Below are 12,553 nucleotides of genomic sequence, written 5' to 3' on the forward strand. Positions count from 1 at the left end.
GGCGGCCTCTTTCATATCAGGCCAAGCCTGCGATGTCGCCCATTGGCACGAAACGGACGAACCGGGCCGGTCGGTTGATGTCCGTCGTTGGCGGAAGATCGGAAGTAGTCAACGGCGGAACGAACCGACGCAAATAACCCAACTGAGACATTGGCGCGGGGCTTCTGTCCCTCGTTTTGAATTACGGTAACGGTGCACTTTACTCACAGCGGTTCGGCTCGCACCTCCCGTCACATGATGTACAGCGTAATTTCCTTCAGGCCGACATGACGAAACCTCATCTGCGTCGCCCCGCACGCAAGCGCAATTTTGCAATATGGCCGCGACAAAATAACGCGACGGGCAAATCACTCAAAAACTGTCCAGCCCCTCCGATAAAAATATTCCTCTTGTGCCGTCGGGCAAATCAGTGGTTTTTCTCCGCGCGTCTCACCCGACAAGAGGGGCGTTGCGCAACGTCACGAACGTGGGTTGAGATGCGGTGGACGCGGATGCTGCGACTGACGAGCGCGGCTGACGCGGACGGCGAAGTCGTGTGGTTCTGGCGCCCCGATGCCGGCGCCAAGTTCGCGAGAAGCAATTCTTGCGGGCGACGGTGGCAAGAAAGCCCGTTCACCGGGGAGAGCACGAAGTAAGCCGTAAAACCATTGCGCAGGGAAGGCCGGATGTTCTCCGCTGAACCTGTATGCTCGTGTGCGTGCTTTTGTGCACATTTTGCACGCGAGACCGCGGGTGCAGCGCGCACCCGGTCTTCCCTGCGCCCTCTGTTTGCAGAGGGCCAAGAAGTTCAAAGCAAAACTCGGGCGTGATAGGCCGCGAGATCGCGAAACGCTGTCTGCGAATGTCTCCGCTGTTTGAAGCGTGAAATGGATGCGTGCGAGGCGCCCTCGATCAACATCCGGCCTTGGCTTTGCTGTCCCTGGCCGTCAACGCAACCGAGGCCTCGGTCGTCAGCAGCAGGAACGTAAATGTCTCCTGAAGGTAGAGACGGACCGTCTTGTCGTCATGGCCCGAATAGCCGATCGACACATCCTCTCCGATATGCAGTGCGAAATCGCCGCCGCGCGTCGTCAGCACGAATGCGCCTGATATCGCCGGCGCCCAGATGATTTCGCCGTCCACGAGGCCCTTGATGTGCCGCAGCACGGGATAGCCGTGATCGCTGCTTTCGCTCAGGGCTGTATAGGCATCGGCGCCCAGCAATACCGAATAGGGACCGTTAACGCCCTCGATCCGCAATTTGCTCAGGGCATGGGCAATGGCGTCGGGATAGGCGCGCACGTCGGGCGGAAGGGTCAGCACCGGATTGCTGGTTCCCTCGCGGACGCCACCGATGCCGGCGGCGGTGTAGCCCTCGAAGATCGCGCGGTCCTCGGCAAAGGCCAGCAGCCGCGCGGCGTCCTTGGCGGGCTGCCAATCCGAATCGCTGGCGCCGCGCTCGACGTCGTCGATCTGCTGGCGATCGAGCTCGAACGGCACGCGCAGTTCGACCAGCGGCTTGACCTCGCGCTGCCGCGCCAAAATTCCGTCGCCGGGGGCGGCAAGATTACGCAAATGCCCGGTGCCGATGGCGGAAAGCGCCATGCCGCCCGGTCCCAGCACGTCGACGACGCGCCGCCCGGCCAGATAGCGCTTGATGGTGCGCGACGTTTCCTCTTCGATCTCCGACCACGCGGCGTCGGAAATCGGGGCAAGCTCGCGGTGAAGATTATTCATGACGCAGGATCTCCTTTGAGCGAACCGATGTCGAGCGAACCCGCGCGCCGCAGCGCCGGCTCTGGTGCTGGAACGGCAGGCGCAGGCGAAAGTGCCGCAGCTTGATCGTCGGCGATATTTTCCAGGAACGTCGCCGACGGCACGAAGAACAGGTTGCCGGTTTTGGCAACGCTGAAATCGAGCAACCGATCGTAGTTGCCGGCGGGCTGGCCTACGAACATGTTGTCGAGCATCTGCTCGATGGTTCGCGGCGACCGCGCGTAACCGATGAAATAGGTGCCGAATTCCTTTTCGGCGGCGCGGCCAAACGGCATGTTGTCGCGGATGATCTTGATTTCCTTGCCGTCGACCACGACCTTGGCGAGCGCGTTGTGGGCGTAGCTAGGCTTTGTGGCGTCGTCGAGCTCGATGTCGGACAGCTTGGTGCGGCCGATAATGCGCTCCTGCGCTTCAGTGGATAGCGCATTCCAGCCAGCCAGATCGTGCAGGTATTTTTGCACGATCACGTAACTGCCGCCGGCGAAGGCGGCGTCTTCGGCTCCCACATAGGCGGCATCGATCGCGGCCTGTCCGGTCGGGTTTTCCGTTCCGTCGACAAAGCCGATCAGATCGCGGTCGTCGAAATAGCGGAAGCCATGCACTTCGTCGATCGGCGCAACGGCTCCGCCGAGCCGGATCATGATATGCGTCGCCAGCTCGAAACAGAGGTCCATGCGTTTGGCGCGAATGTGAAAAATAAGATCGCCTGGTGTTGCAACCGCATGGCGCGGGCCGGACTGGATTTCCCGAAACGGATGCAGTTCCGCCGGCCGCGGTTGGCCGAACAGCCTGTCCCAGGCGTCGGATCCGATCCCGATCACGCAGGAGAGGTTGCCCTCGATATCGCGGAAGCCAACCGCACGGACCAGCGCCGCAAGATCGCTGCAAAACGACCGGACGACGGCTCTGTTCGTCGTGCCGGGGTTGATCGTGACGACCAGAAAGATCGCGGCGCGGGTCAAATCCTGAACCACCGGCTGGGGCAGGGGCAGGTCGGATGGCGTGCCGGGCGCGGTCATCGGACCTGCTCCGTTCGTGGTGCCGCGTTAGAACCCATTCGCCAAACGCCAGATCTGTACAAAATACTGCCGCCGCACTGTATCGGCAGTCTGGCCCGGGTTCAAATACGGGAGCGTGACGCGCGCTCGAATCGGGCATCCGAATCCCGCTTGGTTGGCCTGCGCTTTCGGCTAAGCTGTCCGGCATAAGCTCACCAACCAAGAGTGATCGCATGACCGGGCAGGATTCGTCGGATTGGCTTGGACTTTCGGGCCGCGTTTGTGTGGTGACGGGCGGCGGTGGCGGCATCGGCCGCGCCACCGCTGTGAGCCTCGCCCGCGCCGGCGCCCATGTCGCGGCGATCGATCTCGACGAACGCGGCCTGGAGGTGACGGGCGCAGAGCTGCGCAAATTGGGCGGCGAGCATGTCGTGACGCGATGCGACACCACCAGCGTCGAGAGCGTGACCGCCGCATCCGAAGCAATCGAGAAATCGCTGGGACCGTGCAGCGTGCTGGTCAACACCGCGGCGGTGTTGCGGCCGGGAGCGCTGGACACCCTGTCGCTGGCCGAATGGAACGCGGTTCTCGCCGTCAACCTGACCGGCTATTTCCTCTGCGCCCAAACCTTCGGCCGGCCAATGCGAAAGCTCGGGCGCGGCAGTCTGGTCCATATCGCGTCGATCGCGGGCAGCCATGCCCAGGGGCGAGCGGCGCCTACAGCGTCAGCAAGGCCGGGGTCATCATGCTGTCGCGTCAGCTTGCGAACGAATGGGGGCCGCATGGCATTCGCAGCAACGTCGTCAGCCCCGGCCTCGTCGTCACGCCGATGAGCCAGTCGTTCTACGATACGCCGGGCGTCACGGAACGGCGCAAGGCCGTCGTTCCCGCACGCCGCATCGGTATGCCGCAGGACATGGCCGACGCCATCCTGTATCTCGCCAGCGACCGCGCGTCCTATGTCAATGGCGACGAGATCATTGTCGATGGCGGCTACGTCAACATGCTGATGAATTTGGTGCCGCGGCCGGGGTTTGAGTGACGAACCGGCGAGGGCGGGCAGCAGGGTCCCTTGGCAAGGAGGGCAGCGTGCCGGTTGACGTCCGCTTCTCTCTCTCTCTCTCTCTCTCTCTCTCTCTCATCCCGGACATTAGGCCTAGCCCGACTGCCTCTCATCATGGTTTGATGCGCGATATTTTCCGAAAGGTGAAACCGTTGGTTGATGAGCAGGTTCAACGCAGGCTGGCGGCCATCCTGGCCGCAGACGTCGTCGGGTTTTCTTCGCTGATGGAGCGCGACGAAGAAGGCACGTATGCCCGCGTTGGCCGGCTGCGGCGCGAGTTGATCGAGCCGCGCCTTTCCGAGCACAATGGACGGTTGATCAAGACCACTGGCGATGGCTTTTTGGCCGAGTTTGCCAGCCCCATCGCGGCCCTGCGGTGCGCGATTGCCATCCAGGACGGTCTGAGCCGCGATCCCGGCCCGTTCCGGATGCGGGTCGGTCTCAACCTTGGCGATGTCATCGTGGAGGCGAGCGGCGACGTCTACGGTGAAGGGGTTAATGTGGCCGCACGGCTGGAAGCCCTCTGTGATCCCGGGAGCATCCTGATATCCGGGAAAATCCATAGCGAAGTCGACGGCAAGGTCGAGGCGACGTTCGAGGATCGCGGCGAGCAGCAGGTCAAGAACATCTCGCGGCCCGTTCGCATATATGCAGTGCATCCGGCCGGTGCGACAACGACGCCGGCCGCCACCGCTTCCGCCATCGAAGGCAGGAAACCGCTGCAACTTCCCGACAAGCCCTCGATCGCCGTGCTGCCGTTCCAGAACATGAGCGGCGATCCGGAGCAGGAATACTTCGCCGATGGCATGGTGGAAGATATCATCACCGCGCTGTCGCGGTTCAAGTCGCTGTTCGTGATCGCCCGCAATTCGAGCTTCACCTACAAGGGCAAGTCGGTCGAGATCAAGCAGGTCGGTCGCGAACTCGGCGTGCGCTATGTGCTCGAAGGAAGCGTCAGGAAATCAGGTAGCCGCGTTCGGATTACCGGGCAGCTGATCGAGGCGGCGACGGACAGGCATTTATGGGCGGACAAATTCGACGGCGCGCTCGAGGACGTGTTCGACCTGCAGGACCAGGTTACCACGAGGGTCATCGGCTTGATTGCTCCAAAACTCGAGCAGGCGGAGATCGAGCGGGTGAGGCAGAAACCCACCGGGAGCCTCGACAGCTACGATTGCTTCTTGCGGGGCATGGCGCTGACGCACAAGAGAACGCTTGAGGAGGCACGCGAGTTTTTCCGCAAGGCATATGAGCAGGATTCCGAATACGGCCCCGCATTTGCGATGGCTGCGACAACGCTGATGTTTGAACAGGGCATCAGCGGCGTGCCTTTGACCTCCGAAAAGCGCGCCGAAGCCGTTCGGCTTGCTCATTTGGCGTGGAGAGTGGGAGATGACGACGCATTTACGTTGGCGAGATCCGGGCATGTGCTGACCTATCTCGGCGGCGAATATGATCGGGGCGCATCCATGGTCGAGCAGGCGGTCGAGCTCAATCCGAATCTCGCGATCGCATGGTACAGCCGGGGATGGGTCAGCATGATGTGTGGTGACGCAGAGCGCGCGATTGAGAGCTTCGACCGGATGATCAGGCTCAGTCCTCTCGACCCGCTGAGGATAAGCGCCTGGAACGGAAGTTCATTCGCGTATTTTTGCCTTGGCCGCTACGAGGAAGGCTGCGCGTCGGCGACGAAATCAATTCAGGTTGTCGCGAATGCTCATACGCTGGGCGCCTACATCGTGAACGCCGTTCGCGCCGGACGGGTTGTCGAAGCCCAACAGGCGGCTGCGCGACTGCTGAGGTCACAGCCTGACTTTCGCGCGGCTCATGCGGAAGAGGCTTTTCCTACCCGCTCTTCGGACATCCGCAATCAAATGATCGCGGCGCTGCGGGAGGCAGGCATGCCGGGCTAGTCTGGTGATCCGGAGAAATAATGACATCCGCTATAGGCATTTCGGGCGTGGCGCGGTGGAGCTGACGGTGTCCGTTGGTGGGCGGCAAACGGACTTTGTCCCATGCCGAAAAAGACTTTTGGAAACAGTCAAACAGTATTGAGGGAAGAGCAGACTAGAGTAAGGCCGATCGGTTCCGTGCGGGAACCTTTTTGGGCGCTGCTTTGATTGCCTCGCAGTTGCACCGATTCCTGGTGACAGTTCATTCTGCTCTTCAGTTTAATTTGCGCATCAGAAACGAGTCTGGTCCTCTGCCCCTGGGGTATTCACATAGGCACCGACGGGGGCACCATGCTGATGCGTGGAATTGGCGCTGTTGCGCTGACCTTATCTCTTTCATCCGAGGCGCTTGCAGAGAGAGGCTTCATGCAGCGAGTATCTTGCGCGATGGTTCGGGTTTACGTGGCAAAGTATTCAGCTTCGGCAGCAGAAATGTGGGCGCGAAGTCACGGTGCAACCGATGCGCAGATCGAGGCTGCGCGCCAATGCTTGAAAGGCACGGCGGAGCAGGCCGCGCAGGTTGCTCGCTGGTCTGCTCGGTAAACGCAAGCCGCGCGAAGACCGATAAGACTGTTTGACCGAACGCTGAACGCGCTGCCTGGCGGCGCATCAGTGGCCAACTTGTTTGATTGCGATCCAACGATCCACGGGTCGCCTCATCCACGGATTGCGCCTCGCATCGGCTCTATGACCCGTGCGCGCACAGCCTAATTTGTTCAGCCATTTCAACGTGATTTGCCCTGTCCAGACCTCGCTCAAAAAATTTTCCGCTTGTCGCGTCGGGCAAATCAGTGATTTCTCTCCGCGCGTCTCACCCGACAAGAGGGGCGGCTCGCGATCGTCACGAAACGCGCGGTGGGATGCGATGGACGCGAAAGCTGCGACTGACGAGCGCAGCCGATGCGGACGGCGAAGTCGTGTGGTCCTGGCGCCCGACGCTGGCGCCAAGTCGCAGAGCAAAGCTTCTGCGGGCGATGGTGGCAAAAGAGCCCGGCTCACCAAGGAGAGCGCGAAGTAAGCCGTAAAACCATTGCGCAGGGAAGGCCGGATGTTCTCCGCTGAACCTGTATGCTCGTGTGCGTGTTCTTGTGCACATATTGCACGCGAGACCGCGGGTGCAGCGCGCACCCGGCTTTCCCTGCGCCCTCTGATTGGAGAGGGCGGGAAGTTCAAAGCAAAACTCGCGCGAAATGCGCGGCGAGATCGCGAAGGCATGTCATGAGGCCGTCATTGCGAGGAGCGAAGCGGCGAAGCAATCCAAGCTTGTCTTTGCACGGCGAGATGGATTGCTTCGCGGAGCCTGTCATCGGGCGCGCATTCGCGCGACCCGGTGGCTCGCATTGACGTGGAGAGGTCGCGACCCCTCAGTCGAACAAACTCGACACCGACTCTTCCGCAGCCGTGCGGCCGATGGCTTCGCCGATCAGTGCGGCGATCGAGAGCGTGCGGATGTTGGGCGCCTTGACCACCGCCTCTGTCGGCAGGATCGAGTCGGTGATGACGAGCTCTTTCAGCTTCGACGAGGCGATGCGGGCGGCGGCGCCGCCGGACAGCACGCCGTGCGAGATGTAGGCGTAGACATCCTTGGCGCCGTTGGCGAGCAGCGCATCGGCGGCGTTCACCAGCGTGCCGCCGGAATCCACGATGTCGTCGATCAGGATGCAGGTAAATCCGGCGGCGTCGCCGATCACGTTCATGACTTCGGATTCGCCGGCGCGTTCGCGGCGTTTGTCGATGATCGCCAGCGGCGTATTGATCCGCTTGGCGAGCCCGCGCGCGCGCACCACGCCGCCGACGTCGGGGGACACCACCATCAAATTGGCGAGGTCGAAGCGCTCCTTGATGTCGCGCACCATCACCGGCGAGGCGAAGAGATTGTCGACCGGGATGTCGAAGAAGCCCTGGATCTGGGCGGCGTGCAGATCGAGCGTCATGACGCGGTCGACGCCGGCATGGGTGATCAGGTTGGCGACCAGCTTGGCCGAAATCGGCGCGCGCGAACCGACCTTGCGGTCCTGCCTGGCGTAGCCGAAATAGGGGATCACAGCGGTGATGCGGCGCGCGGAAGCCCGGCGCAGCGCATCGGTGATGATCAACAGTTCCATCAGATGGTCGTTGGCCGGAAACGACGTCGACTGGACGATGAAGACGTCGGAGCCGCGGACGTTTTCCTGGATCTCGACGAAAATCTCCATGTCCGCGAAGCGCCGGACCACGGCCTTGGTCAGCGGCAAATGCAGCCAGTTGGCGATTTCCTGGGCCAGCGCGGGATTGGAGTTGCCGGCGACCAGCTTGATCGAGCCATTCTTGGCCGACATCGACGCTTCTCCTCGCGCCTTGCTGGATACGACGTTCAGCATATCGAGGGATCCTCAAAACCAGCGCGTTTCGACGAGCGAGGTCATATCAAATGTGGCCGGGCTGGCAACCCATTGCCCCGGTTTTCCCGGGCAAAAATGGCCGTCACCCCGGCGATTTGGCTAATGTCCGGTGTAGCTGAGGGAGCTAACGCTAAAACTGCCCGATCCGGGCTCAGTTTGCTCGGCGCTTGCGACCGCCGGACCGCGGCGGCCGGGCGCCGGTGCCGCGGGCGGCGCATCCGCCGGCGTTCCGTTGATCATGCCGGAGAGGCCGCTCAGCCCCGCTTGGGCGATTTTCCGCAAAACCAGGTCGTCGGCGGCGGCCCAGGCGTCGCGTCCGGCCTTGCCGGCGGGTTCCTCGCCGGACAGCCGCAGCGCGCGCTGCTGGTTGTTGTCATAGACGTCCCAAACCCAGGCGATCATGGTTTTGCCGCGAACAACCTGCGCCGAGAGATAGCTGCGTATGCGGTAGGAGGCGCCGCTTTCGCGCGACACGATCGAGAGATTCCGCAGCTTCGACTCACTGTCGAGCACGCCGACCATGCGGTCGAACACCGGCGGCGGCGGGCCGTCGATCGATTCGAAGGCCACGGTGGCGGCCCCGCCAGTGGAGGCCATCGCAAAGGAGTCGTTGACCGCCCCGCCGCTGGCGCAGCCGCCGAGCCCGCAGGCGAGCATCAGGAGCGTCGCGGCAATGGCCGCGCACGGAATTCGGCTCAGGGTGGCGATCGTGTCCCTCATCGGTCCCTGCGATATCGTTAAAATGCATTAAGGTCTAGGGCAGGGGGGACACAAAGGTAAATTGAGCGTGAGACCGGTGTTGACGGCGGCGGGAAGATTTTCGTTCAAGTTGAAGGACTTCTGCCGGGGTTACGGCTCCAGCGCGATCGCATGAATGTGCCGGCCGTAATCCGTCTCCCCGCGATGCACCGAGCGCCGGTAGCTATAAAAACGCTCGTCAGAATAGGTGTCGACGCCGATGTCGTCGATCATCAACACGCCGGCATTCTCCAGCCGCATCCGGATGAAGCCGGCGAGATCGAACATCGCGTGTCCGTCGCGCACCGAGGGAATGAAGAACACGGCATTTTCAGCGTCGGCGTCCAGGAAGCGCTCGACGAATTCGCCGCCCACTTCGTAGGAGTGCTGCCGGATCAGCGGGCCGATCGCGGCGAGCATGCCGCTGCGGTCGGCACCGAGTTTCTCCATCGCCTCCACGGTGGATTCGAGCACACCGGTCAGCGCGCCTTTCCAGCCCGCATGCGCCGCGCCGATCACCCGCGCGGCCGGATCGACCAACAATATCGGTCCGCAATCGGCCGCGGTGACGCCGATGGCGATGCCTACGGTGCGGGTGACGAGGGCGTCGGCGCGCGGCTTGTCGCCCTGCCATGGCCCGGTCGCCACCACCACGTCGGGCGAATGGATCTGGTGCACGCTGAGGAAGTGCTCCGGCGCGACCCCCATCTGCGCGGCCATCCGGCGGCGATTTTCCGCGACATGGGCCGGATCGTCATTCGAACCGAGCCCACCATTGAGGCTTTCATAGATGCCGCCGGACACGCCGCCCTCGCGGGTCGAAAAGGCGTGACGGAGGCCCGGAATGGCCGAGAGCAGCGACGATCCGAAGGTCATGGCCGATCGGCTCCAGCCGCCGCTGCATCGCTCAGGCCCGCAAGCTCGGTGAGGTTCGGCTCGGTGATCGCCAGCACCTTGAACATCGAGCCCATGCCGCCGCGGCCAGAATCGGTCAGCCGCTTCAGCGCGCCGGAAATATCGGCGGAAACCTCGTGGGTGGTTTTCGCCATCAGGGTGACGGCGCGGGTTTCGATGCCGAGCCGCTTGAGAAACTCGCCCTGCGTCACCGGGCCGTGGACGCGCGCGCCGAGATCCTCGGCGGCGCGCACCAGCGCCTGGAAATCGACATGGGCGGTGACGTCGGCCTGGCCGGGATTCTTCAGGGGATCGGTGAAGCTGTGACGGGCGATGGCCTGAAAGGTGTCGCCGGCGTCGCTGCGCAAATGGCCGTAATCGATGATCAGCGCAGCACCATCCTGGTCGCGCACGCGGCTGGCGATCTTCATGATCTCGGCATCGGGCCGCCATTCGAACACTGCGCCGACGGGGGCCGCGCGCACCAGCGGCGGCAGCAGCACCTCGAACCGCGGCGTCGGCTCGGCGGCGGCGCCGAACTCCAGCCGGCCGCTGTCGTCGAGCTGAACCACGCGTTCGTGCCAGCCGGTCTCGCGCTTCACCACCTGGTGGATCGGCAGCACGTCGAAATATTCGTTGGCCAAGATGACCGCGGGGCCGTCCGGCACCTCGTCGATGCTGTCATGCCAGGCGATGTTGCGCACGCCCGACAGCGTCGCCCGCTGCTTTTCGCGCAGCACCGGATTTATTTCGACCAGATGGACGCTGAGCGACTGGTACAGCGGCGGCAATACCCGAAGCGCGCGCAGCGCGTCCGCCATCATGGTGCCGCGGCCGGGCCCGAGTTCGACCAGCCGCAACATCGGCGGCGAACCGATCGCCTTCCAGACCGACGCCGCCCACAGCCCGAGCAATTCGCCGAACATCTGGCTCACTTCTGGCGCGGTGGTGAAATCGCCCTCCCGTCCCAGCGGATCGCGCGACACGTAATAGCCGTGCTCGGGATGCATCAGGCACAGTTCCATGTACCGCCAGACCGGCATCGGCCCCGACGATTTGATCAGCTTCTTGATCTCGGACTGCAGCGGCGAATATTCGGTCAACGGCCTGCCTTAAATCGATTTCTAGGTAGGCTCCGGCGCCTTGCGGCGCCAAGCCGTCACAATAATGATAGCGCCGACAATAATCATTGGCACGGAAAGCAGCATACCCATAGTCAAGCCGCCCCACAGAAATCCGAGCTGCGGGTCGGGCTCCCGGAAGAATTCGCCGGTAATCCGCGCAAAACCATAGATCGCAATGAAACTGCCGAGGATCAGGCCGGGCCGCTTCAGGGCCCCCATCCGGATCATCACGGCCAGGATCGCAAACAGCAGGATGCCCTCGAGCCCGGCCTCATAGAGCTGGCTGGGGTGCCGCGGCAGCGGTCCGCCGTTGGGAAACACCATCGCCCACGGCACGCTGGAATCCGCCGGCCGGCCCCACAGCTCGCTGTTGATGAAATTGGCGAGCCGCCCGAGAAACAGCCCGATCGGCCCGACCGCGGTGGTGACGTCGCCGAGCGACAGGATCGGAAGATTATTCGCGCGGCAGAACAGGATCACCGCGGCGACGCAGCCGAGGAAGCCGCCGTGGAACGACATGCCGCCCTTCCACAATTCGAAAATCTCGGCCGGATGCTGGATGAAGAACGGCAAATTGTAGAACAGCACGTAGCCGGTGCGGCCGCCGAGGATGATGCCCACGGTGACCCACAGGATGAAGTCGTCGAGCTGCACCAGCGAGATCGGTGCCGGCCCGCCCCACAATCTTTCGTTCTTGATCAGCGCACGCGCGTAGATCCACCCCAGCACGATGCCGGCAATATAGGCCAGCGCATACCAGCGGATCGCGAACGGCCCGATCGAGATCGCGATCGGGTCGAACACCGGAAAGGTGATGGTGAGGAAGGGCATCGGGTACTAAATCTACGAAAGATTGCGGCGATAGAGCGCCAGCAGCCTCTCCCAGTGCCGCTCGGCGGCGTCGCGGTCGTAGACCGGCCGCTTTGGAAACGCAAATCCGTGATGGGTGCCTGGATAGAGCTCGACCTCGGCATTGGCGCCATCGGCCTTCATTTGCTGCTTGACCTTCTCGACGATCTCCATCGGCGCGTAGACATCGGTCTCGGCGCAACCGAAATAAAGCTCGGCCGTGGTCTTTTGGCCGGCCAGATGCGGGCTGTCGGGCCGGTCGGTGGCCAGTTGCACGCCGTATATCGAAGCTGCAGCTTTGACCCGTTCCGGAAAATGCGTGGCGGCATTGACGGCGTATTGCCCGCTCATGCAGTAGCCGACGGTGCCGACGATCTTCGTGTTGGCGGCAGCCTGGCCGTCGGCGTAAGCGAGCAGCGCTTTGGTGTCTTCCATCACCAGCGGAATGCTGAGCGAGTTCATCAGTTCGAACATGCGCTTGCGCTCGGGCGAATTCGGATCCGGATTGATCGGCCCGAGCTCCATGGCGCCGGAACGGTAATACATATTGGGCAGCATCACGTAATAGCCGGACGTAGCAAGCCGGCGGGCCATGTCGCGCAGTTCCTCGCGGATCGCGGGCGCGTCCATGTAGAAGATGATGACGGGAAACGGGCCCCCGCGTTCGGGGTGGGTGATGAACGCGGTGGTTTTGCCGTCCTTGGTGGGGATGTCGATTTGCTGGTCGATCATGGGCGTTTCTTTGTGTTTTGTGATTCTGATTTGGTGGTGGGCGCTGAATACGATTGCAAGGAAACCG

10 protein-coding genes and 1 pseudogene are annotated in these 12,553 nt (G+C 62.7%); 3 read left to right on the top strand and 8 right to left on the bottom strand.

The window, feature by feature from the left end:
* Positions 1–891: 891 nt before the first annotated feature.
* Together NL528_RS10360 and NL528_RS10365 are read right to left on the bottom strand one after the other, a co-directional pair.
* The gene (locus tag NL528_RS10360) at positions 892–1,716 is read right to left on the bottom strand and encodes a family 1 encapsulin nanocompartment shell protein (protein WP_309182592.1); all 825 of its coding nucleotides are present in this window, start codon (positions 1,714–1,716) and stop codon (positions 892–894) included.
* Entirely contained in the window at positions 1,713–2,774 is a 1,062-nt protein-coding gene (locus NL528_RS10365) for a Dyp-type peroxidase (RefSeq protein WP_309182594.1), read from the bottom strand. Before NL528_RS10365 ends, NL528_RS10360 begins: the two co-directional genes overlap by 4 nt.
* A gap of 212 nt (positions 2,775–2,986) precedes the next feature.
* On the opposite strand from NL528_RS10365, the pseudogene NL528_RS10370 reads away from it, so the two are divergent.
* From NL528_RS10370 to NL528_RS10380, 3 genes and pseudogenes are all read left to right on the top strand, one after another.
* Positions 2,987–3,795, top strand: a pseudogene (locus NL528_RS10370) (SDR family NAD(P)-dependent oxidoreductase).
* A 164-nt stretch (positions 3,796–3,959) separates the two neighbouring features.
* A complete protein-coding gene (locus NL528_RS10375; RefSeq protein ID WP_375143999.1) occupies positions 3,960–5,729 on the top strand; it encodes an adenylate/guanylate cyclase domain-containing protein in 1,770 nt (589 codons plus the stop codon).
* A 330-nt stretch (positions 5,730–6,059) separates the two neighbouring features.
* Positions 6,060–6,311 carry a hypothetical protein gene (locus tag NL528_RS10380; protein WP_309182596.1) on the top strand — a complete coding sequence of 84 codons (252 nt, stop codon included), beginning with the start codon at positions 6,060–6,062 and terminating at the stop codon, positions 6,309–6,311.
* Positions 6,312–7,132: 821 nt separating this feature from the next.
* Here the strand turns inward: NL528_RS10380 and NL528_RS10385 are convergent.
* From NL528_RS10385 to NL528_RS10410, 6 genes are all read right to left on the bottom strand, one after another.
* Positions 7,133–8,086 carry a ribose-phosphate pyrophosphokinase gene (locus NL528_RS10385; protein ID WP_309182597.1) on the bottom strand — a complete coding sequence of 318 codons (954 nt, stop codon included), beginning with the start codon at positions 8,084–8,086 and terminating at the stop codon, positions 7,133–7,135.
* A 162-nt stretch (positions 8,087–8,248) separates the two neighbouring features.
* The gene (locus NL528_RS10390) at positions 8,249–8,869 is read right to left on the bottom strand and encodes a hypothetical protein (RefSeq protein WP_309182598.1); all 621 of its coding nucleotides are present in this window, start codon (positions 8,867–8,869) and stop codon (positions 8,249–8,251) included.
* A 129-nt stretch (positions 8,870–8,998) separates the two neighbouring features.
* Positions 8,999–9,763 carry a peptidoglycan editing factor PgeF gene (gene pgeF, locus NL528_RS10395; protein ID WP_309182599.1) on the bottom strand — a complete coding sequence of 255 codons (765 nt, stop codon included), beginning with the start codon at positions 9,761–9,763 and terminating at the stop codon, positions 8,999–9,001.
* Positions 9,760–10,884, bottom strand: a complete 1,125-nt coding sequence (locus NL528_RS10400) for a class I SAM-dependent methyltransferase (protein WP_309182600.1) — start codon at positions 10,882–10,884, stop codon at positions 9,760–9,762. The genes pgeF and NL528_RS10400 overlap by 4 nt, the downstream gene beginning before the upstream one ends.
* Before the next feature lie 21 nt (positions 10,885–10,905).
* Complete coding sequence (gene lgt / locus NL528_RS10405) at positions 10,906–11,736, bottom strand: prolipoprotein diacylglyceryl transferase (protein WP_309182601.1); 831 nt, start codon at positions 11,734–11,736, stop codon at positions 10,906–10,908.
* 12 nt (positions 11,737–11,748) lie between these two features.
* Entirely contained in the window at positions 11,749–12,486 is a 738-nt protein-coding gene (locus NL528_RS10410) for a dienelactone hydrolase family protein (protein WP_309182602.1), read from the bottom strand.
* Positions 12,487–12,553 lie beyond the last annotated feature (67 nt).

This window comes from Bradyrhizobium sp. Ash2021 (assembly GCF_031202265.1).
In the GTDB taxonomy this organism is placed as follows: Bacteria; Pseudomonadota; Alphaproteobacteria; order Rhizobiales; family Xanthobacteraceae; genus Bradyrhizobium.

Coding starts and splice junctions, on each gene's coding strand:
- NL528_RS10360 (WP_309182592.1), bottom strand. CDS start 1,716: ATGAATAATCTTCACCGCGAGCTTGCCCCGATTTCCGACGCCGCGTGG.
- NL528_RS10365 (WP_309182594.1), bottom strand. CDS start 2,774: ATGACCGCGCCCGGCACGCCATCCGACCTGCCCCTGCCCCAGCCGGTG.
- NL528_RS10380 (WP_309182596.1), top strand. CDS start 6,060: ATGCTGATGCGTGGAATTGGCGCTGTTGCGCTGACCTTATCTCTTTCA.
- NL528_RS10385 (WP_309182597.1), bottom strand. CDS start 8,086: ATGTCGGCCAAGAATGGCTCGATCAAGCTGGTCGCCGGCAACTCCAAT.
- NL528_RS10390 (WP_309182598.1), bottom strand. CDS start 8,869: ATGAGGGACACGATCGCCACCCTGAGCCGAATTCCGTGCGCGGCCATT.
- pgeF (WP_309182599.1), bottom strand. CDS start 9,763: ATGACCTTCGGATCGTCGCTGCTCTCGGCCATTCCGGGCCTCCGTCAC.
- lgt (WP_309182601.1), bottom strand. CDS start 11,736: ATGCCCTTCCTCACCATCACCTTTCCGGTGTTCGACCCGATCGCGATC.
- NL528_RS10410 (WP_309182602.1), bottom strand. CDS start 12,486: ATGATCGACCAGCAAATCGACATCCCCACCAAGGACGGCAAAACCACC.